The organism is Paenibacillus xylanilyticus (genome assembly GCF_009664365.1).
Classification (GTDB): Bacteria; Bacillota; Bacilli; order Paenibacillales; family Paenibacillaceae; genus Paenibacillus; species Paenibacillus xylanilyticus_A.
On sequence record NZ_CP044310.1, the window covers coordinates 3282296 to 3303094 of the forward strand.

Genomic DNA, 20799 nt, shown 5'->3' on the forward strand with positions numbered 1-20799 from the left:
CATGATAGTAAAAGAAAATTAGAAGGGTCCCTTATAATCACCCATATCCGTTTTTTCTGAGAATTGGTCTTCGAAAAGATCGATATACAATTTGTCGTTAGGCAAGATTGCCGCAAAAGCAATGTCCTGGATCGTAATGTTTTTCTTTTTTAACTGTTCAGTTAGCCAATTCAAGTCCTTGTTTCTCTCTTTAAGGTTTTGCTTGATCAAGACACCATCAATAATGAGCTCGGTCATCAGTTTGCTTTTTGGAGGATGCATATGCATGTCCTTGGCTGTAACTGGCTGATTCTCAGGTTTCAAAACGACGGAGAGGCTGCCGTCCGGTTCAAGGATTGCGTAATCCAGTGTCGTGATGTCAAATACGTCTTTTTGACGCAGCATCATGGTCAATTCATCGAATTTCACTCGCATTTTATGCAGGTTCTGTTCAAGGATTTTACCGTTCTGTACGACAACGGTAGGATCAGAATCCATCAGCTTGGAGATCGTTCGATTTTTAAGTGTTATGTACTGGAAGATAATCGTAATGATTGTGAAAATGGTGAGCGCGACGAAATGAATCCATGCTTTCGAAGACAAATCAGTAGCGAAGGTTCCAGCAATGGAACCAATGGTAATACCATTGATATAATCGAAATACGTAAGGTTACCCATTTGCTGTTTGCCGAGCACTCTTGTATAGATGATCAGAGTCAAAAAAGCAATTATGGAGCGTACAGCCACAACCCATGTTTCTTCCATCATGTATGTATCACCTTCCTACACTTGGCGTACTTCAACATCATTTCAAGCTGCCAATGGTTATTGTTGACTACTACAAGCTTTTCCTCGGCTGGATGATCTTATTCGGAAAATGAAAAAACCCGAAACCAGGATACACACTCCTGATAGCGGGTCGTTATTACATGTTAATAATTATTTTTAGCGCTTTACCATTTAGATAGCCTATATATAAGTAGAGATCGGACTATTATACGCCTGCATAAGCCATAAATCCCCCGTCAACGGGGATCACCGCGCCGGTGACGAAGGCAGACTGCTTCTCATCCGCAAGCCACATTAGCGTGCCCAGCAGGTCTTCAGGCTTCCCAAACCGGCGCATGGGCGTATGGGCAATGATTTTGCTGGAACGTTCAGTAGGAGAGCCATCTGGATGAAGCAGCAAATTCCGGTTTTGTTCCGTAAGGAAAAATCCTGGGGCAATGGCATTAACCCGGATTCCCGATTCGGCTAGATGGACGGCCAGCCACTGCGTAAAATTGTTAATTGCAGCCTTGGCTGCACTGTACGCAGGCACTTTGGTCATCGGCGAAGGTGCACTCATCGACGAGATATTAATGACGGTTGCAGGCACATCACGATCAATCATTTGTCTTGCAAAAATCTGGGTAGGAATAAGGGAACCCACAAAATTCAGATCCATGACCTGACGAAACCCATCCACACTAACGTCAAAGAACGTGGTGACATCAGGCTGCTCGAGATCTTCCAATTTGAAAATTTCATTTGTCGTATTGGCACTGGCGTGATTACCGCCTGCGCCATTAATCAGGATATCACATGGACCCAGCTTTTCCTGTACCGTTGCCGCAGCGGCCTTCACACTGTCCACTTGGGTTACATCACAAGCAACGGCAATGGCGGTTCCGCCAGCAGCTTCAATTGCTGCAACAACTTCTTCACCTTTGGATACCGTACGATTGAGAATGGCCACACGGGCACCGTGACGAGCAAGTTCTTCGGCCATGGATCGGCAGAGGACGCCGGCACCACCTGTAATTACCGCGATTTTGCCTTCCAGACGGGAAGATGTTTCAAATACATAGTCGCTCATGCTTTTGCCCTCCTTTGTAGCGAATCCCAGACACCCCAGAGATACATGATGCCTAGAGCACGATCGTACAGACCATATCCAGGTCTGCATTGTTCACCCCACAGGTGACGCCCGTGGTCCGGTCTTGCATAACCTTCAAATCCAATGTCATGGTAAGCTTCAACTACACCTGCAATATCCACGTTCCCGTCCTGGCTGCGATGTGAAGTCTCTATGAAGTCACCGTTCTCATAGACTTTGACATTACGAATATGGGCAAACGGAATCCGGTCGCGGAATTCATGAATCATACCAATAATATCGTTATCCGGGTTAGCTCCAAGAGACCCACTGCACAGAGTGACGGAGTTGTAAGGGCTATCATAAAGATTCAGATATCTACGCAGATTATCCTGGCTGATAATGATCTTGGGTAAACCGAAAATAGGCCAAGGCGGGTCATCCGGGTGGATGGCCATTCGAATGCCAAGCCGCTCAGCCGTAGGAATGATCTCCTGTAGAAAATATCGGGCATGCTCCCACATATCTTCCTCGGTCACATCCTTATAAGCCTCGAACAGGCCAGTCAGGTACTGCAATCGTTCCGGTTCCCAGCCTGGCATTGTTAATGCGGAATTTTCGGTTATCCGCCGCACAAGTTCCAGTGGTTCAATATCTGCGAGCTTGCTGCTTTCGTAGAAGAGGGCAGTGGATCCGTCTTCCATTTCCTTGTGAAGATCCGTACGCAGCCAGTCGAAGATGGGCATAAAGTTGTAACAGATTACTTTTACGCCAACCTGGGCGAGTTTTTCCATCGTTTTTTTGTAATTTTCGATGTATTTGTCCCGAGTGGGCAGGCCCAGCTTGATATCTTCATGAATATTGACACTTTCCACCACATCCAAATGCAATCCTGCCCGATCGGCAGCCGCTTTGACAGCCAAAATTTTGTCCATGGGCCATTCTTCGCCTGCCGGAACATCATGCAGTGCCCACACAATGCCCTCCACTCCCGGAATCTGCCGAATATGATCCAGCGTCACCGTATCGTTGCCTTCGCCAAACCAGCGAAAAACCATCTTCATCACGTTCACCTCATCATGTGTAATTAGAAAAAGCCAGACTTGTCATTGTTGAAAATAGGAAGGATATGTATCCTGAAGGATGGCCAGATCTGTGACGGTCAGGTGAAGATGTTCCTGCATAATTCGTTCTGCCGTCTGGGCATCATGCTGCTGAATGGCCTCCACCATGGACCGGTGCTGCTGAATCAGATGATCCCACTGATGATCCGAAGACAAACGAAGCATCCGGCTTCGATTAAGGTGTACATTCATCTGTTGGATCACGGTCCATGTTTTGCTTTTGTTGCAGCCTGCAAAAAGGGTGCTATGGAATTCCTCGTCCAGTTGAAACATTCGTTCATCGTCCGGTTGCAGCAAACAAGCTTGCTGCTGAGCAAGGTTTTGCTCCAATAAATTCATCTCCTGATCCGGAAAATGCTCACATGCAAGCCGGATCACGGCCCGTTCCAGCTGCTCGCGCATGAAGCGTGCTTCTTCAACGAGGTCTACCTGTATAAGAGAAACATACGTACCGCGCTGAGGATACACTTCAAGCAAACCTTCCTGTGCAAGTCTTACAAAACTCTCGCGAACAGGAGTACGACTTACCTGAAACTCCAGCGATATTTCCTTCTCGGAGATAGCCGTGCCGGGAGGCAATTTTAAACTTAGAATCAATTGCTTCAATGTAGCATATACGACATCCCGAGTAGAGGAGGCTTGCTTACTCTTGGATGACAGACCGTTTAGGGAAGACGACAAACCGGCTTTGGACGAAAACTTTGGGGTATATTCCACAACTTCAACTCCTTCAATGACATACTACCATACTTGTATGGTAGTATGGAAGCGCTTTTATTGCAATTCAATTGAAATATGGAGTGAATCATTGAGTTTTCTCTGAAGTAGATATAAAATAGAAGTCGATAGGTTTAAACATTTAAACCAATGCATATGAATGTATACATGATTGAGCAGATTGAGGTGAACACATGGGTCAGCAAGCGATAAGTATTTTTCAGTCCTGCATTCCATTATTTCAGGTATTAAGCGATAACCACCGTCAAAATATTTTGTTAATCCTAACCGAGCGCGGTCAGATGACCGTGAACGAGATTACTGAACAATCCAGTCTGTCCAGGCCAGCCATCTCACACCATCTCAAGTTACTGCTTGAGAAAGGGCTTATTTCGGTGGAACAGAAGGGCACCCAGCGCTATTATTCTGCTTCCCTGAAACCATCCGTTGAACTGTTGAAAGAACTGGTTGCTGCGCTTGAGAAAGAGTGTCTGTAGATAAGCGATAAATCTCAACGATGAAGGGCGTAGTTTTCCGTTCATACGTTCATTTGTTTAAACGTTTCATCAATACAAGTAGAGGAGACATAGATATGAGCACCTTGCATGAATTAGATGATCATGCGGTTAAGCTGATTTTGGAGCAGCAGCACCAGTTTTTTCGTTCCGGGGCTACGCGTTCAGCGGAGACTAGAATTGAGCGTTTAACCCAGCTGAAGCAGGCTATTCAGAAATATGAATCCAAACTCACCGAAGCGCTGCATCAAGACTTGGGTAAAAGTGAGTTTGAATCCTATACGACTGAAATTGGTTTTATGATGGACAGCATCAAACACACCATACGAAAAGTGAAAAAATGGGTCAAACCCGTTAAAGTAAAAACGCAGATGGCCCTGGTCGGCTCCAAAAGTTACATTATCCCTGAGCCATATGGATCCGTGCTGATTATCGGGCCTTTCAACTATCCGTTTCAGCTCCTCATCGAACCTCTGGTTGGTGCGATTGCCGCTGGAAATACCGCGGTGCTCAAAGCCTCTGAAAACACACCTGCGGTTTCGGCCGTTGTTCGTGAAATAATCGCCTCGGTATTCGAGCCGGGTTATGTACAAGTCGTGGAAGGCGCCAAGGACACAACGACAGCACTGATTAATGCTCCGTTTGACTACATCTTTTTTACGGGCAGTGTACCGGTAGGTAAAATCGTCATGGAGGCCGCTGCCAAAAACCTCGTTCCTGTTACCCTGGAGCTTGGAGGGAAAAGTCCTGTCATTGTGGACGAGAAAGCAGATATTAAAGTTGCTGCTGAACGCATTATATGGGGTAAACTGCTCAATACGGGACAGACCTGTATCGCTCCGGATTATTTGCTTGTGCATGAACGAGTGAAGGAGCAGCTGATCTCGGAGATGAAAGCAGCTGTGGAGTCCTTCTTCGGTACAGACATTCAGCATAATCCCGATTATGGGCGCATCGTTAATCAGGCTCATTTCAGAAGATTAACGAAACTTATCGAACGGGACCAGAACAAAGTGATCTATGGCGGTCATTCGGATGAAGCGGATCGCTACATTGCACCGACACTGATTGACGCCGAGTCCTGGGACGCAGCCACCATGGAAGATGAGATCTTCGGACCGATATTGCCCATAATCAGTTATCACAGCATTGATGAAGCCATTGATGGGATCTTGAAACGTCCGAAGCCGCTGGCTCTCTATCTGTTTACATCAGACACACAGCTTCAGGATAAGGTGCTCAGCGAGGTTTCTTTCGGAGGCGGCTGTATTAATGATACGATCACTCACGTAGCCAATCCACAGCTGCCATTTGGTGGTGTAGGACATTCCGGTATTGGCTCTTATCATGGGCGGTACAGCCTCGAAACCTTCTCACATATGAAAAGCGTGCTCAAAAAGAGCACCAAACTGAATTTGTCCATTTTGTACCCGCCGTACGATGGCAAGCTGAAGACAATTAAGCGTTTGTTGAAATAAGCAATGCTGAATCAATAGAGGGATTTCATACTCATCTATGTTGCTCTACATTCGGACAAACTCACTGTACAGCAGGCTGTTCCTGTCGGAATCGAGACGGTGACATGCCTGACCAACGCTTGAATTGACGGCTAAAGTGAGCAATATCCTTGTAACCGAGCATTGCTGCGATACTTTGAACGGATAGTTTCGGATTACCAAGCAGAACCTTCGCTTCGTGCAAAACCATCTCGGAGAGCGCTACGCGCGGAGACTGACCAAATACCTGCTTGAACACACGGTTACAATGAGAGGAGCTTATCCCCAGTTCAGCAGCAATGTCATCAATTCCATAGTGGCTGTCGGTTTCATTGCCTTGCTTAAACTGCTGGTTTACCAGCCCTTGCAGTCGATTCCGGATCTGATGAGCAAGCTCAATCCGTTCATAGCCTTCGGAGAACAGATGCGCTGCCTCTTGAGAGACGGCTTCCCACAAATGCCCGAATAATTCAAATACAGCGGATTGCAGCTGCATGCGCTGAACCATTGTATTCGGGCTCGATTCTTCATTTGCAGAATTCATTAATTTGCTCAAAACCGGCTCAATTTTCATTGTAACCGGATTGTTTGCATGGAAGAGGGTCTGCTTGATTCGGGCAAGCAAGGAGAGGAACAACTGATCATCGATATCAAAGTGCATGCAAAAATAGGTAAATCCCTGACCGTCCTGGCTCTGGCTGGAATGAACGCTTCCTGGAGGAATGAGGAGCAGTTCGCCAGCCTTTTGTGTATACATTTGTCCGTTCACCGACATGAGCTGTACACCTTCTGTCACATAGTTTAGCTCGTACTGGGGGTGTTCATGTGCCGGATAATTCCAGTCCCCACCAACACTCCGCAGATGAATGGCAAAAAGATTGACGGTGGTCTGGACATCCGGGTAGAAGACCTCATGTACACTTTCACCCAGAGCGGGAGGCAAGTAAGTAGAAGACATCGGAGACCTCCTTTATAATAGAAACGAATTAAATGGCCAGTCAGCTTACAAGGCTGACATCTTCGCAAATAAATGTAATCGCTTTATTCTATTATATACGACCAGCTTGATTTGGGTAAATATCCGATTGATTTGTCCATGGTCTAGGGTGGAATGAGCATGTTAGGATGAGGCTATGAAAACGCATGCAAACCATATTGAGAGGGGTCATCGTTCATGAGCACATCCAAATCGATCTTTTATAACGCCCACCACTCACCGATCGGGGCTTTTGCAAGTTTTACACTTGGATACAAAGGTGCCAAGGGCGGACTCGGCCTGGAGCTGGGGAAACCTGCAGACCAAAATATATATATAGGATTACAATCTCGTGATGGCGAACATTATGAGGCACTGCCTTTTTTTGAAGCGACCGAGGATGAGAGTGTTCGCTACGATGTTGAGAAGCTGGACAATGCAGAAAACGGAATAGAAGAGGGAGCCGAATCACAGGTACAATCCCAGTCACATACTTCAACTCGATCGAAGCGTCCGCTCATAGCAGCATTTCGTGATGAAGAAATCACACGTGAATTCAAGTCCGGTACAGACACCTGGACAGCAGGAGATCTGACTTTCCGGATCTATTCACCCGTTCGTCCTGTACCTGAACCGAAGCAAGGGGATCTTGAACAATTAAAGGATGCTCTGGTTCCAGCGGTTCTCGTGGAGATGACGATTGATAACACGCAAGGACAGCAGTCACGAAGAGCTTATTTCGGATATCAGGGTAATGATCCGTATTCGGCAATGCGTATGATCGGTGGACCCGAGGGCGGAAAGCTCACAGGTGTTGGACAAGGACGGCTTACAGCGATTATGTCCTCAGATGATGGACTGTACCCTGCACTTGGGTTCACATTAGATAAAATCCTGCAGGAAAAACATGTGGAAAATTTGGCTTTTGGATTAGGTCGCACTGCGGCATTGCTAATGGAAGTCCCTGCTGGAGAGAAACGTACATATCAGTTCGCCGTTTGTTTTTACCGCGGTGGCATCGTCACTTCCGGTTTGGATACGACGTATTGGTATACCCGATATTTCGCGGATATCCAGGAAGCTGGGCAGTATGCCCTGGATCGTTTCGACACATTGACAGCATCTTGCGAGGAAGCTGAACAGCGTCTGGGTACCAGCTCTCTGTCGGATGATCAGGCATTTATGCTCGCCCATTCCATTCATAGTTATTATGCAAGCACGCAGCTGCTGGATGCAGATGGAGAACCGTTCTGGATTGTCAATGAAGGTGAGTATCGGATGATGAACACCCTTGATCTCACAGCAGATCAGTTGTATTTTGAACTTGCCCTGAACCCTTGGACCGTGCGCAACGAGCTCGAGTGGTTTGTGAAACGTTACAGCTATACTGATCAGGTTCGCTTCCCCGGGGAAGATCAATTGTATCCAGGCGGCTTGACCTTCACCCATGATATTGGTGTGGCGAATGTGTTCTCCCGTCCAGGACATTCTGCCTATGAGTTAGTAGGAATAGATGATTGCTTTTCCCAGATGAGTCATGAAGAGCTTGTGAACTGGCTGTGCTGTGCAACCGTCTACATTGAACAAACCAAGGATCAGGAATTTGTGAAGCAGATGCTTCCTGTAATTCAGGATTGCTTCGAAAGCATGCTTAACCGGGATCACCCGGATGAAGATCAGCGTAACGGACTCATGGGACTGGATAGCAGCCGCACGAAGGGCGGAGCGGAAATTACGACTTATGACAGCCTTGATGTGTCACTCGGTCAATCCCGTAACAATATTTATCTGGCAGGGAAATGCTGGGCTGTATATGTGGCTCTTGAAAAGCTGTTTGCCGCGGAGAAACTCTCGGATTTATCCCTTCAGGCCGGACGTCAGGCTGATCGCTGTGCCGCGAGTGTTGCAGCCCAGTTGACGGAAGGAGGCTACATCCCGGCTGTTATTGCCGAGAATAATGATTCCCGTATCATCCCGGCTATAGAGGGGCTGGTATTCCCTTACTTTACAGGCTGTGAAGGTGCACTGGATGTTCACGGCCGGTTTGGTTCTTACCTACAGGCACTTCGAACCCATTTGAAGACCGTTCTAGTACCAGGTACTTGTCTATTCGAAGATGGGGGATGGAAGCTGTCCTCGACAAGCAATAACTCATGGTTAAGCAAAATCTATCTGTCCCAGTTTATCACTAGAGAAATACTGGGCATGGAATGGGATGAATCAGGGCAGGCATCCGATGCCGCGCATGTGAACTGGCTGCTGCATCCCGAAGAGTCTTACTGGTGCTGGAGTGACCAGATCCTGTCGGGGGTTGCCGTAGGCAGCAAATATTACCCACGCGGAGTAACATCCATCCTTTGGCTGCTGGAAGGCAAAGGTACTCGTTTGGAACAGATCTATGCTAGCAAGGAGGCGGTACGATGAATCGTTCAATCGTTCAACAAAACTTGGCTGGCCCGCAGTATGATGCGTGGCTTGGATATCTCTCTGGTGAATACAGTCGTAAGGGTGCCATAAGTCAGGCTGTTCCTGCTTGGGCGAAACGAATAAATACAATCGAGAAACATGAAGTAATTGCTACAGCTCTGGAGGAGCTTACACAAGGACTGGAGAGATTGTTCGGTGAGAAACCAACAACAGTCTTATCCGGTATCGACCTTGCGGATAAACTGGCTTCCCAAGATCCTGGGATCTGGATGGGTACGTGGGCAGGCAATTCACTTCTTGCAGACACGTTCAGCGAGAGTGAACGTACCGCTGTTCAAGGTGAAGGCTTCGTCATCCGTGAAGACGAGGAGCTAGGCAGACTCTTTATTGGTGCAGAGACACCTCAAGGTGTACTGTATGGTACATTCCATTTGCTCAGAGAGCTGGTACTGGCACAGGGGAGTTCAAGTGAGGCGGATACATCTCCGAATAAATGGAGTCATGTGATTGAGCAGCCACGGAATGCGCTGCGGATGATTAATCAATGGGATAACGTGGACGGAAGCATTGAACGCGGATATGCCGGTAAATCCATCTTTTATGAAAATGGAGAATTCACGCAAGATAACGTACGCATTCGGGATTATGCACGATTGCTCGCTTCGACTGGTATTAATGCCATTTCCATTAACAATGTCAACGTGCACCAGCGCGAAACATTGTTTCTGACAGAACGCTTTCTGAGTGATGTAGCTCGTGTGGCCTCTGCATTCAGAGCGTATGGTATTCGACTATACTTAAGCGCCAACTATGCAAGTCCAATGGAGATCGGTGGATTGCTTACCGCAGATCCACTGGATGAACAAGTACGAGAATGGTGGAACATTCAGACTGCCAAAGTGTATGCGGCCATCCCTGACTTTGGCGGATACCTGATCAAAGCGGATTCCGAAAATCGCCCAGGTCCATTCACTTACAATCGGGATCACGCAGACGGGGCGAACATGCTAGCTGAAGCACTTCGTCCATTTGGTGGATTGGTTATTTGGCGCTGTTTCGTCTACAACTGCAAGCAGGACTGGCGTGATCGATCCACAGACCGTGCACGTGCTGCTTATGACCACTTTAAGCCTTTGGATGGTAGATTTGCAGATAATGTCATTTTGCAGATCAAAAATGGTCCGATGGATTTTCAGGTCAGGGAGGCGGTATCTCCGCTCTTCGGAGCGATGGATAAAACCAATCAGGTACTCGAATTTCAGATTACACAGGAATATACAGGTCAGCAGCGGCATTTGTGTTACCTGATTCCACAGTGGAAAGAAGTATTGGATTTCGACACTTATGCGAAGGGACAAGGATCGGAAGTTAAACGTATTGCGGACGGTTCCCTGTACAACAGACCTCATAGCGGTTTTGCCGCTGTTTCGAATATTGGTGCAGATGCTTGCTGGACAGGACATCCACTCGCTCAGGCCAATTTGTACGGTTATGGCAGACTCGCCTGGAATCCCGAACTGTCTTCCGAAGAGATTGCGGACGAATGGGTGAGACTCACGTTTGGGCACGACGAAGAGGTTGTTCGTCTGATCTCTGGCATGCTTCTGGACTCTCTCGACATCTATGAAAATTATACGGCGCCGCTCGGGGTAGGCTGGATGGTTAATCCGGATCATCATTATGGCCCCAATGTGGACGGGTATGAATATTCCAAGTGGGGAACGTATCACTTCGCAGATTGCAAGGGCATTGGAGTAGATCGGACCGTACAGAGCGGTACAGGTTATACATCGCAGTATCATACGGAAAATGCAGACCGATATGAAAATATAACGACCTGTCCGGATGAGCTGCTGTTATTCTTCCACCATGTTCCTTATAAACATGTGCTGCATTCTGGCAAGACCGTCATTCAGCATATTTATGATACACACTTCAAGGGTGCGGAACAGGCACAAGCTTTAGCGGAAACCTGGAGACAGCTCGAAGGTAAAGTGGACCCGGAAATTTTCGAAACCGTAGCTCAGCGTCAGGACAATCAGGCCGAGCATGCCAAGGAATGGCGGGACATGATTAATACGTACTTCTATCGCAAGAGTGGTATTGAGGATGAGCAGGGACGAACCATTTATTAATAGAGAATTCAGCTACACATGGCTTGTTTTATTGAATGAAAGAGCAGCATTGGCAACCAAGAGGAGGCGAAAATCCAATGGGACAGCATCAATTACCCCAGACCATGAAAGCAGCTGTAATGACGGAACCAGGACGAATCTTCATCGAAGAACAGGCTGTACCGAAGCCTGCCGAGGACGAAGTTCTGATTCAGGTCATGGCAGTAGGTGTGTGCGGGTCGGATGTGCATTATTTTGAACACGGAAGAATCGGCAGATTTGTAGTGGAAAAGCCCATTATTCTGGGGCATGAATGTGCAGGTATTGTAGCTGCTGTAGGCTCGAACGTGTCACGCTTGAAGGCGGGTGACCGGGTTGCCATCGAGCCAGGCGTTACTTGTGGACGCTGCACGGCATGTAAGGAAGGACGATATAACCTGTGTCCAGATGTACAATTCCTTGCAACCCCGCCTGTTGACGGTGCATTTGTACAATACATGACCATTCGTGAGGATATGGTTTTTCCAATCCCGGATCATCTGTCCTTTGAGGAAGCTGCCATGAATGAGCCTTTTTCGGTAGGCATTCACGCTGCGCGTCGAAGTAAACTTGCTCCAGGAACCACGCTGGCGATCATGGGCATGGGTCCTGTAGGGCTGATGGCTGTCGCTGCTGCAAAATCATTTGGAGTCGACAAAATTATCGTTACGGACCTGGAGGAGGTTCGACTTGAAGCAGCTCGGCGTATGGGAGCCACGCATACGATTAATGTGAGAAACGAGGATGCACAGACAGTCATTCGAGAGTTAACGAATGGAATCGGTGTGGATACGGCCTGGGAAACTGCAGGGAATCCCAAAGCACTCCAATCTGCATTGTATTCACTGCGGCGGGGAGGTAAACTTGCCATTGTGGGCCTGCCAGCACAGGATGAGATTGCACTGAATGTTCCTTCTATCGCTGATAACGAGGTTGATATATACGGGATATTCCGCTATGCCAACACCTATCCAGCTGGAATTGAGTTCCTGAGCTCCGGTGAGCACGATGTATTGTCCTTGATCACGGATCGTTATTCACTGGATGAAACTCAACAAGCGATGGAACGTGCGCTTCACAATAAGAGCGGCAGTCTGAAAGTGATGGTCTATCCCAACGGCATTTAATTCTCTACTAAGGAAGTCCCGATTCAGGGACTTCTTTTTTTTCATTTTCACCAAATAAATGATTATACAAGCTCCCATAACATGGTATAATTCATGGAGATTTTAATATATAAATGGATACAAACCACTCTGGTTGGTAAGCTACTTAGCGAAAGGAACTGAAGGTTGTGAGAACACATGAATTTACAATTCACTCTGATTTTCACCGGGATGATCTGATGTCTATATCTTCTCAAGCGTCACGTTTTGCCTCGGATATTTCATTGTCGTTTGTGGAGTCTGAGCATGAGCATCGTGTAGATGTCAAAAGCCTGCTTGGTATGGCGCTTCTTCCGATTCGTCATGGCAGTATAGTCAGATTGCAGACGCGAGGAAGAGATGAATTGGAGGCCCTGGAGTACATGCTGGATGTACTGGAGAAGGGGATAACTTAGAACGAGATCAGGTGCAGATTGTGGCGAATAGGTAAATATTTATCGTTTCTTCAAATCCTGCTGGTACTTTGTCCAAAAAAAGAGTATAATAAAATTTAGTTCTATTCAAGGAAGTACCCATTTAAAGGAGTGTAAATAGATTATGCCAAAAGCTGATATCCATCCAAAGACACAAACGGTTATTTTTTACGATGCAAGTGCTGATTACAAATTCCTGAGCTCTTCGACTAAATTCTCGAACGAGACAATGGAATGGGAAGATGGCAACTCTTACCCTGTAATCCGTGTGGACACTAGTTCCGCATCCCACCCTTTCTTCACTGGTAAACAAAGAAACGTGGACATCGGTGGTCGTGTTGACAAGTTCAACCGTAAATACAACCTCAAAAACTAGTTTGTCCATAGATGACAAGATCAACCCCGGGAATTCGTTTCCGGGGTTTTTCTATGTCTTGAACATCATTTGCAGGTCTACCAAGCTCCCAAACGCTTACAAATTTTATTAAGGATTGCGCTTACATATCATTCAGAGGTAAACTAGGACTTGAGTGAAATCATATTGGAGGAGGAAATAGAGATGAGTAGCATTACACATATGGTTACGTTTACACTTTACGCTGGCAAGGATACGGCAGAGGCAGAAGCTTTTCTGAAGGAAAGTGCGGAAGCACTTGCAGTCATTCCGGGCGTGGAGAACTTTCAGGTACTGCGTCAGGTAAGCGCCAAAAATGAGTTTGACTACAGTTTCTCAATGGTTTTCGCCGATCAAGCAGCTTATGATGCTTACAATGAGCACCCGGTTCACCGCAAATACGTGGAGGAACGTTGGGAGAAGGAAGTTAGTCGTTTTCAGGAAATTGATCTGATTACTCACGGAATATGATATAAGACTTTCGATTGTAGGTCAGGAATGACACGTTTCGAAATCGTTTTAGTTCATCATGCTGCATTTGCAGTGGTTTCATTCATTGATATAGAACCAGAGAGGTGCTGTCGCCATGCAATTGGATCTTACAGGCAAGACCGCGCTGGTCACTGGCTCCACTGGACAACTCGGGAGAGTCATCGCCCGTACGCTGGCTCGTTGTGGTGCCGATCTCGCGCTGCATTACATAAACAATGAAACGAAAGCCCTCGAACTTAAACAGGAGATTGAGGCGAGTGGTAGACAGGCAGTTATCGTGCAAGGAGATATTACGAAACAGGAAACGGCTATGCAAATGCGGGATCAGATTCAGGCTAATCTTGGCGTCGCTGGGGTTGACATTGTGGTAGCTAATGCAGTCATTCAATATGAATGGACCACTGTGCTTGAACAATCTCCTGAAGACTACATCAGCCAGTTCGAATCTTGTGTGCTGCAGAGTGTGTATCTAGCCAAGGCATTCATTCCGTACATGAAGGAAGCTAGAGGCGGTCGATTTATCGGCATTAACACGGAATGTGCCATGCAGAACTTTGCAACACAATCGGCATATACCGCTGGGAAACGTGGGATGGACGGACTATATCGGGTGCTTGCCAAGGAAGTGGGAGAGTATCAGATTACCGTCAACCAAGTCGCTCCAGGCTGGACAATAAGCGATCGAGATCGTAACAGTGAGCCTGGGCATGATGAGGGTTACACGCGTACCGTTCCTTTGAAACGCAGGGGTGAAGATCAGGAGATCGCCAATGCGGTAGCCTTCTTGGCCTCGGATCTGTCCTCATTTATTACAGGTGCCTATATACCGGTAAGTGGTGGCAATGTGATGCCAGCTATTTGATTTGAAAGTATGTTAGAAGATGTGTTAATTGAAATACTTATAAACTACTTTCCTGTTTGAAAAGAATCATTGAAACACCCCTACCCAGCTCCGTGTAGACGGAATGGCCTAGGGGTGTTTTGTTTTATATATCCAAAAATACATATAATTTTGATTCGGTTTTCGAAAGATTAGGGTATTAGAATAGGTATATTAACCGGGTGGAAACATAACTCAAAATAAGCGATTAAAGGAGATCAGCTATGAAAAAAACAATCGCAGATGTACTGGTTGAAGCATTACTAAATGCAGGAATTAAACGAATATATGGCATCGTGGGTGATTCTCTGAATGCCGTACTGGATTCTATCCGTCGGTCGGGAAAAATCGAGTGGATTCATGTTCGTCATGAAGAGGTCGCTGCATTTGCCGCTGGAGCTGATTCGCAGGTCAGTGGAAGTATCGCTGTCTGTGCTGGCAGCAGCGGGCCAGGAAACATGCATTTGATTAACGGCTTGTACGATTGTCACCGAAACCGTGTGCCGGTACTTGCTCTTGCTGCTCATATTCCTAGTGATGAGATCGGAAGCGACTATTTTCAATCGACTCATCCGGAATATCTCTTCCAAGAATGCAGTCATTATTGCGAGGTCATTACGACAGCTAAACAAATGCCTCGATCGGTCACGATGGCTTTGCAAACTGCGGTCTCGCGTTCAGGCGTATCCGTCATTGTTCTTCCAGGAGACGTGGCAGGTCTTGAGGCAGCGAGTCTGCCCGTTCCCGAGCACGTTTACCATGTGACACAGCCTGTGGTTCACCCTTCTGAGCAGGAATTGCGGAAATTGGCCGACTACCTGAATCAGGACAAAAAAATCACATTGCTCTGTGGTGCGGGATGTGCTGGTGCGCGGGAATCTCTCATGCAGCTGTGTGATCGTCTGAAATCCCCAATGGTTATTGCTTTGCGCGGTAAGGAGTATCTGGAGTATGACAATCCCTATTCCGTCGGCTTGACTGGCTTGATCGGGTACTCATCCGGTTATCATGCCATGATGGACTGTGATGTCTTGTTAATGCTTGGAACAGATTTTCCTTATCGTCAGTTCTATCCGGAGGATGCAATTGTTCTTCAGGTTGATATACAGTCATCACACCTTGGTCGGCGTACGAAGCTGGACTATGGGTTGTGTGGAGACGTCAAATCGACCATTGAGGCTTTGATGCCGTTACTGACACACGAGCATCACGACAAACATCTGCGCAAAAGTGTCGACCATTATCTGAAGGTACGTAAGGAGCTGGATGAACTTGCTGTAGGTAAACCTGGAAAGAAACCGATTCATCCGCAGTATCTAACCAAAGTCATCAGCGATGCTGCAGGAGAGAATGCCATTTTCACCTGTGATGTAGGTACTCCTACGGTATGGGCCGCACGCTACCTGGAGATGAGCACTAACCGAAGATTACTGGGTTCATTCAATCACGGTACCATGGCAAATGCACTTCCACAGGCGATAGGTGCACAGGTAGCGAATCCGGGAAGACAAGTGATCTCGCTGTCCGGAGATGGCGGGCTTGCGATGTTAATGGGAGACCTGCTAACGCTCAAACAGCATAATCTTCCGGTCAAAGTGGTCGTGTTCAACAACGGTGCGCTGAGCTTTGTGGAGCTGGAGATGAAGGCAGCAGGATTCCTTGAATCTGGCACTGAACTGGTGAATCCCAACTTCGCCATGGTTGCACAAGCGATGGGCATCGAGGGTATTCGGGTGGAAGACCCCGCAGAATTGGAGGGAGCGGTGGAGCGTGCACTTCAACATGATGGACCTGTTCTGATCGATGCGGTCGTGAACCGCCAGGAGCTGTCCTTACCTCCTAAGATTAATATCAAACAGGCAGAAGGGTTCACGTTGTGGATGATGAAGGCGGTGCTCAACGGGCGTGGCGATGAATTGATCGAGCTTGCCAAAACCAACTTGCTCAGATAATGTGCGTGTAATGCGCAATCTACTTGCTCTGTCGTACATCTCACATGAATGGAGAGGGTAAATTCACCAAATGGTGAATTCTCTCCTTCCCGAGATGGCAAGGTTGTGATCCAAATCATGGTATGTACTCATATGATATGGTTTGTTTTTACTTCCTAAGTCCATTAAAATAGATAAAGTCAGACAGGATTTATGTCAGTTTTAACCTACATATGTCGCAAATTGTTGAATTACATTTTATCGCGATGAGCCGATCCGATGACAAGATGACTAACACAACTGGAGGAGATCAGAATGAGTCACACAGGTAAAGTAGCCATTATTACCGGAGCAGGAAGTGGATTGGGTCAAGCAGCTGCACTGAAGCTGGCAGAGAAGGGCGCATCCATTGTGGTTGTTGATCTCGTCGAGGAGACTGGTTTAGCAACAGTGAAACAAATTGAGAAGCTCGGTGCCAAAGCCATTTTTGTACAGGCAGATGTTAGCAAGGCCAGTGAAGTTGAGAATTATGTCAAAAAAACAGTTGAAGAGTTCGGACGAATCGATATGTTCTTCAACAATGCAGGGATCGCAGGGCCTGGTATTAAACTCATCGAACACACCATTGAGCAGTTCGACCAGATTATCGATATTAACCTGAGAAGCGTATTTTATGGACTGAAATATGTCATCACCGAAATGCTGAAAACGGGTGGCGGTTCCATTCTGAACACAGCGTCAACAGCAGGTATTGTCGGTGTTCCCGCAGTTGCTCCTTACGCGGCTACCAAGCACGGCGTAGTTGGTTTGACTCGTACAGCCGCCATCGAGTACGGCAAAGACAATATTCGTGTCAATGCGATTGCACCAGGCACAATCGAGACGCCAATGGTCATTCAGTTCGGCAAGGACAATCCGGAAGTATTCAAAGCAACCGTGGACAGCATTCCGTCCGGACGTCTTGGTAAACCCGAAGAGATCGCGAATCTCGTTGCCTTCCTGCTCGGAGATGAAGCTCCTTATATCAATGGTGCTGTGTATCCGATTGACGGCGCAGTGACTGCCCAATAATAGTAATTAAAGAAAAAGAGGCCCTGTATGTGTACAGGGCCTCTTTCTTATTTCTGTGCTCTCCATTTTATATTTGTCACCACGTTGCTCATGTAGCGTTAGCAGCATTGGTTTGGAGAGGTAACAAGCAGATCAGGAAGAAGTACGTTCTAATGTATCAACATAATCTTTGGCATCTTTAAGAGAAAGGTTTCTGGCTTCGCGAAGCTTTTTGATGGCCTTGATCTTATTGCCTTGTTGAATCATTAGGATCAATTCTTGATCCAGCTCTGACAACTCCGTTGGCTGTTCGGACGAAGATGACAAGGTAGATGATGAAACAGAATAATTGAATGAGGAACTTGGCGTTCGTTGCGTTATGCCAGCATTCTCAATACGTTCCACATCCCGTTTAAGTTCATTCAGTTGGCTTTGCAGACTGATTACTCTGGTGAGTAGTATCACAATTAAAAGTAATAAGACGATTAAAAAAATGGTGTTGATTTCCATGATGTAGAATGCCTCTCTTTCATTACGTGTGAATCATTTCATCATTTGAGTTGAACCGGGAGTTCCTTCAGTCCTCGCACAATCATGCCGGGTCTCCACTCCAGTTCGGTAACATCCGTCTGAAGCTGTATTTCAGGATAACGGGCTAGCAATGTACTGATGGCGATTTCGCCTTCCAGACGTGCCAGAGGCGCTCCAAGACAGAGATGAATGCCTTTACCAAAAGCGAGATGCTGGCTCTTCTCCCTTGTTATATCGAAAATATCAGCATCCTTGAATTTCTCAGTATCCCGATTGGCAGAATCAAGCGCCACAATCACAAGCTCACCTTTGGCAATGTTCTGTCCACGGAATTCAACATCCTCCAGCGCCCAGCGTGACGTACTGAATTCAACAGGACCATTGTACCGCAGCATCTCTTCAACTGCATTATGGATAAGCTCCGGCTTCTGAATCAGCAGATCTCGCTGCTCAGGGTGTTCAAGAAGGGCCAATACACCATTGCCAATCAAATTAACCGTGGTCTCGTGGCCAGCAATAATAAGCAGGGAGACAACACCGAGTAATTCATTTTCAGTGAGTTGTTGTCCGGATTCCTCCGCAATCACAAGCTGGCTTATCAGGTCTTTACCTGGATTCTTGCGTACTTTGGCAAACCAGTCGGTCAGGTACTCGGTAAACTCCTTCGCATGCTGCTCAAACATCTCCGCGTGATCCGAGCTTGATGCATCAATGATCGAATTGGACCATACGCGGAACTTGTCCTGATCCTCAACTGGTACACCCAGAATCTCGCTTATGACAATAATCGGAAGTGGAAAGGCATACTCATCAATCAAATTCATTTTATCTCTGGAGCCTATTTTGTTCAGCAGATCATCGGCGATATCCTGGATGTGGCTTCTCATATCCGCAACCAGTTTGGGCGTGAACGCTTTCTGTACAAGTCCTCTCAGGCGGCGATGATCCGGCGGATCGGAGAATAGCATATTATTCACAAAAACCGTTTGATTTTCAGGTCCATATCGTTTGGCTACATCCTTACTGAAGCGTTGATCCTTGAGTACTTCGACCGCATCCTCATACCGGGTTATAATCCATCCGAACTCACCATGAGGAAACATGACCTTGAAAACAGGGTCTGTCTCTCTCAACTTTTCGTACACGGGGTAGGGGTTTTGAGTGAATTCCGTGGTAAAGAATGTCGTTTGTGACGTTTCATTCGTATTCAATTCAATTCTCTCCTCTCATCCAAGAGCTCAAATATGAAGTCCTTTGCTAAAAGGATCATATGTATGCTTCTTCGGCTTGATACCTAAAGCCTGCACCTCTATATATTCAATATGAAGAGCGTAGAAACCTTGTTTTCATAGAAATCGGTTTTCCTGTGGATGAGCATAGAAGAAGACAAATCCCATGGAGAGTAAGATTTTATTGGAAGGAGAAGGAAAGTACAGACTGAAGAGAGAAGCAGTAGTGAATCAATACGAGTGAAAATTACAAAATAAGGAGCAATCTATCATGAATCAAACACGGCTTCCTCTGAATCGTCACCAGATTCCCGCGAGTCCGCTTGTATTAGGCTGTATGCGATTTGGAGGCGAGTGGGACGGACTTCCGATCACCGATGATCTTGTACTTGAAGGTCACCAGGCCGTCGAGGCAGCTCTTGAGATCGGCATTAATCATTATGACCTGGCTGATATCTATACCCGTGGAAAAGCAGAGCATGTATTTGGACGAATCCTGTCCGAGAGAAAAGGATTGCGAGATCAAATCATTATTCAATCCAAATGCGGCATACGTCTTGCCCTGGAAGACGAGGGTCCGCAGCGCTACGATACATCTGGTGCGCATATTCAAGCCAGTGTTGACGGTATTTTATCTCGGCTTGGCGTGGAGTACCTGGACATTCTGTTACTTCATCGTCCTGACCCTCTCGCGCATCCTCAGGAGATTGGTGAAGCACTGGCGAAACTCCATCAATCCGGAAAAGTCAGACATTTTGGTGTATCCAACATGGGTTCGGAACAGATACGTCTGCTGCAGCTTAATAGTTCGGTGCCTCTTATCGTGAACCAGCTCGAGATGAGTTTGGACAAAATCGGATTTGTGGAAGCGGGTGTTACCGTGAACCGTCCACAAGCCAAGGAGCAAGTCTTCCCTTATGGTACGATGGAGTATTGTCAGGCCGAGAATATCCAGCTGCAGGCTTGGGGCCCACTTGCGCAAGGGAGATTTACCGGCAGGGTAGTCGAAGGTCAGAGACCCGAGATTGAACATACCGTCCAGGTCGTGAATAAAATTGCCAGGGAACGGGACGTAACGGCTGAATCCATTGTACTCGCTTGGTTAATGAAACATCCCGCAGGCATTCAACCTGTGATTGGTTCAATTCGACCGGAACGTATTCGAGCCTGCCGTGATGCTACCCGGATTGAACTAACGCGACATGAATGGTATGAGCTATATTCAGCTTCCTGTGGAAGAAGAATGTAAGCAGGGGACATATGGATTGTTCATTAGTGGAAACATTTTTTCTTAAATGAGAACAAAACACAGGCCGGCGGTCTGTGTTTTTTAAGTGTCTCTTTATTGATAGATTCAATACGTGTATTAGTAGTCTAATGAATACATAAATGTGCTATATTCCATGTCCATAGACTTAGTTCAGAGTTCTGATAAGAGGGACGTTTCAACCATTTTTCCCGCTTTCTA

The 20799-nt window shown here is 46.8% G+C and carries 19 protein-coding genes; 12 read left to right on the plus strand and 7 right to left on the minus strand.

Annotated elements, in window-relative coordinates; translation table 11 throughout:
- Positions 1-18 precede the first annotated feature (18 nt).
- The 4 genes from F4V51_RS14700 to F4V51_RS14715 all read right to left on the minus strand — a co-directional run bounded on the left by F4V51_RS14700 (position 19) and on the right by F4V51_RS14715 (position 3621).
- Positions 19-747 carry a DUF421 domain-containing protein gene (locus F4V51_RS14700; RefSeq protein WP_153978560.1) on the minus strand — a complete coding sequence of 243 codons (729 nt, stop codon included), beginning with the start codon at positions 745-747 and terminating at the stop codon, positions 19-21.
- A gap of 226 nt (positions 748-973) precedes the next feature.
- Positions 974-1837: an SDR family oxidoreductase gene (locus F4V51_RS14705; RefSeq protein ID WP_153978561.1), complete on the minus strand. Its 864-nt coding sequence runs from the start codon at positions 1835-1837 to the stop codon at positions 974-976.
- Positions 1834-2901, minus strand: coding sequence for a mannonate dehydratase (uxuA, locus tag F4V51_RS14710; protein WP_153978562.1), 1068 nt, complete (start codon positions 2899-2901; stop codon positions 1834-1836). The genes F4V51_RS14705 and uxuA overlap by 4 nt, the downstream gene beginning before the upstream one ends.
- A gap of 42 nt (positions 2902-2943) precedes the next feature.
- Positions 2944-3621, minus strand: a complete 678-nt coding sequence (locus F4V51_RS14715; protein ID WP_167301735.1) for a GntR family transcriptional regulator — start codon at positions 3619-3621, stop codon at positions 2944-2946.
- Positions 3622-3872: 251 nt separating this feature from the next.
- Here F4V51_RS14715 and F4V51_RS14720 point away from each other — a divergent pair, with 251 nt between their 5' ends.
- Both F4V51_RS14720 and F4V51_RS14725 read left to right on the plus strand, forming a co-directional pair.
- Complete coding sequence (locus F4V51_RS14720) at positions 3873-4175, plus strand: ArsR/SmtB family transcription factor (RefSeq protein WP_095287060.1); 303 nt, start codon at positions 3873-3875, stop codon at positions 4173-4175.
- A gap of 95 nt (positions 4176-4270) precedes the next feature.
- On the plus strand, positions 4271-5671 hold the full coding sequence (locus F4V51_RS14725; RefSeq protein ID WP_153978564.1) for an aldehyde dehydrogenase: 1401 nt from the start codon (positions 4271-4273) through the stop codon (positions 5669-5671).
- 61 nt (positions 5672-5732) lie between these two features.
- Here F4V51_RS14725 and F4V51_RS14730 read toward each other — a convergent pair whose 3' ends face one another.
- Positions 5733-6647: an AraC family transcriptional regulator gene (locus tag F4V51_RS14730; protein WP_153978565.1), complete on the minus strand. Its 915-nt coding sequence runs from the start codon at positions 6645-6647 to the stop codon at positions 5733-5735.
- Positions 6648-6863: 216 nt separating this feature from the next.
- Between F4V51_RS14730 and F4V51_RS14735 the strand changes: the two genes are divergently transcribed.
- From F4V51_RS14735 to F4V51_RS14775, 9 genes are all read left to right on the plus strand, one after another.
- The gene (locus tag F4V51_RS14735) at positions 6864-9089 is read left to right on the plus strand and encodes a glycoside hydrolase family 52 protein (RefSeq protein WP_153978566.1); all 2226 of its coding nucleotides are present in this window, start codon (positions 6864-6866) and stop codon (positions 9087-9089) included.
- Positions 9086-11227 carry an alpha-glucuronidase family glycosyl hydrolase gene (locus F4V51_RS14740; protein WP_153978567.1) on the plus strand — a complete coding sequence of 714 codons (2142 nt, stop codon included), beginning with the start codon at positions 9086-9088 and terminating at the stop codon, positions 11225-11227. Before F4V51_RS14735 ends, F4V51_RS14740 begins: the two co-directional genes overlap by 4 nt.
- Before the next feature lie 77 nt (positions 11228-11304).
- The gene (locus tag F4V51_RS14745) at positions 11305-12372 is read left to right on the plus strand and encodes an NAD(P)-dependent alcohol dehydrogenase (RefSeq protein ID WP_153978568.1); all 1068 of its coding nucleotides are present in this window, start codon (positions 11305-11307) and stop codon (positions 12370-12372) included.
- 167 nt (positions 12373-12539) lie between these two features.
- Positions 12540-12806, plus strand: a complete 267-nt coding sequence (locus F4V51_RS14750) for an HPr family phosphocarrier protein (RefSeq protein ID WP_236146554.1) — start codon at positions 12540-12542, stop codon at positions 12804-12806.
- Positions 12807-12948: 142 nt separating this feature from the next.
- On the plus strand, positions 12949-13200 hold the full coding sequence (locus F4V51_RS14755; protein ID WP_095287054.1) for a type B 50S ribosomal protein L31: 252 nt from the start codon (positions 12949-12951) through the stop codon (positions 13198-13200).
- A gap of 183 nt (positions 13201-13383) precedes the next feature.
- Positions 13384-13689: a Dabb family protein gene (locus F4V51_RS14760; protein ID WP_193722406.1), complete on the plus strand. Its 306-nt coding sequence runs from the start codon at positions 13384-13386 to the stop codon at positions 13687-13689.
- A gap of 115 nt (positions 13690-13804) precedes the next feature.
- Positions 13805-14572: an SDR family NAD(P)-dependent oxidoreductase gene (locus F4V51_RS14765; protein WP_153978569.1), complete on the plus strand. Its 768-nt coding sequence runs from the start codon at positions 13805-13807 to the stop codon at positions 14570-14572.
- A gap of 242 nt (positions 14573-14814) precedes the next feature.
- Entirely contained in the window at positions 14815-16542 is a 1728-nt protein-coding gene (gene poxB / locus F4V51_RS14770; protein WP_153978570.1) for a ubiquinone-dependent pyruvate dehydrogenase, read from the plus strand.
- Between the two features lie 294 nt (positions 16543-16836).
- Complete coding sequence (locus F4V51_RS14775) at positions 16837-17592, plus strand: SDR family NAD(P)-dependent oxidoreductase (protein ID WP_153978571.1); 756 nt, start codon at positions 16837-16839, stop codon at positions 17590-17592.
- 132 nt (positions 17593-17724) lie between these two features.
- On the opposite strand, the gene F4V51_RS14780 is transcribed toward F4V51_RS14775, so the two are convergent.
- Entirely contained in the window at positions 17725-18081 is a 357-nt protein-coding gene (locus F4V51_RS14780) for a ribosomal protein L7/L12 (RefSeq protein ID WP_153978572.1), read from the minus strand.
- Positions 18082-18122: 41 nt separating this feature from the next.
- Positions 18123-19313 carry a cytochrome P450 family protein gene (locus tag F4V51_RS14785; RefSeq protein ID WP_153978573.1) on the minus strand — a complete coding sequence of 397 codons (1191 nt, stop codon included), beginning with the start codon at positions 19311-19313 and terminating at the stop codon, positions 18123-18125.
- A gap of 289 nt (positions 19314-19602) precedes the next feature.
- Between F4V51_RS14785 and F4V51_RS14790 the strand changes: the two genes are divergently transcribed.
- The gene (locus F4V51_RS14790; protein ID WP_153978574.1) at positions 19603-20580 is read left to right on the plus strand and encodes an aldo/keto reductase; all 978 of its coding nucleotides are present in this window, start codon (positions 19603-19605) and stop codon (positions 20578-20580) included.
- Positions 20581-20799 lie beyond the last annotated feature (219 nt).

What these genes read in the sequence shown, in the direction of transcription:
- F4V51_RS14700 (WP_153978560.1), bottom strand. Translation starts at nt 747, where the DNA reads ATGATGGAAGAAACATGGGTTGTGGCTGTACGCTCCATAATTGCTTTT.
- F4V51_RS14705 (WP_153978561.1), bottom strand. Translation starts at nt 1,837, where the DNA reads ATGAGCGACTATGTATTTGAAACATCTTCCCGTCTGGAAGGCAAAATC.
- uxuA (WP_153978562.1), bottom strand. Translation starts at nt 2,901, where the DNA reads ATGAAGATGGTTTTTCGCTGGTTTGGCGAAGGCAACGATACGGTGACG.
- F4V51_RS14720 (WP_095287060.1), top strand. Translation starts at nt 3,873, where the DNA reads ATGGGTCAGCAAGCGATAAGTATTTTTCAGTCCTGCATTCCATTATTT.
- F4V51_RS14725 (WP_153978564.1), top strand. Translation starts at nt 4,271, where the DNA reads ATGAGCACCTTGCATGAATTAGATGATCATGCGGTTAAGCTGATTTTG.
- F4V51_RS14730 (WP_153978565.1), bottom strand. Translation starts at nt 6,647, where the DNA reads ATGTCTTCTACTTACTTGCCTCCCGCTCTGGGTGAAAGTGTACATGAG.
- F4V51_RS14735 (WP_153978566.1), top strand. Translation starts at nt 6,864, where the DNA reads ATGAGCACATCCAAATCGATCTTTTATAACGCCCACCACTCACCGATC.
- F4V51_RS14740 (WP_153978567.1), top strand. Translation starts at nt 9,086, where the DNA reads ATGAATCGTTCAATCGTTCAACAAAACTTGGCTGGCCCGCAGTATGAT.
- F4V51_RS14745 (WP_153978568.1), top strand. Translation starts at nt 11,305, where the DNA reads ATGGGACAGCATCAATTACCCCAGACCATGAAAGCAGCTGTAATGACG.
- F4V51_RS14755 (WP_095287054.1), top strand. Translation starts at nt 12,949, where the DNA reads ATGCCAAAAGCTGATATCCATCCAAAGACACAAACGGTTATTTTTTAC.
- F4V51_RS14760 (WP_193722406.1), top strand. Translation starts at nt 13,384, where the DNA reads ATGAGTAGCATTACACATATGGTTACGTTTACACTTTACGCTGGCAAG.
- F4V51_RS14765 (WP_153978569.1), top strand. Translation starts at nt 13,805, where the DNA reads ATGCAATTGGATCTTACAGGCAAGACCGCGCTGGTCACTGGCTCCACT.
- poxB (WP_153978570.1), top strand. Translation starts at nt 14,815, where the DNA reads ATGAAAAAAACAATCGCAGATGTACTGGTTGAAGCATTACTAAATGCA.
- F4V51_RS14775 (WP_153978571.1), top strand. Translation starts at nt 16,837, where the DNA reads ATGAGTCACACAGGTAAAGTAGCCATTATTACCGGAGCAGGAAGTGGA.
- F4V51_RS14780 (WP_153978572.1), bottom strand. Translation starts at nt 18,081, where the DNA reads ATGGAAATCAACACCATTTTTTTAATCGTCTTATTACTTTTAATTGTG.
- F4V51_RS14790 (WP_153978574.1), top strand. Translation starts at nt 19,603, where the DNA reads ATGAATCAAACACGGCTTCCTCTGAATCGTCACCAGATTCCCGCGAGT.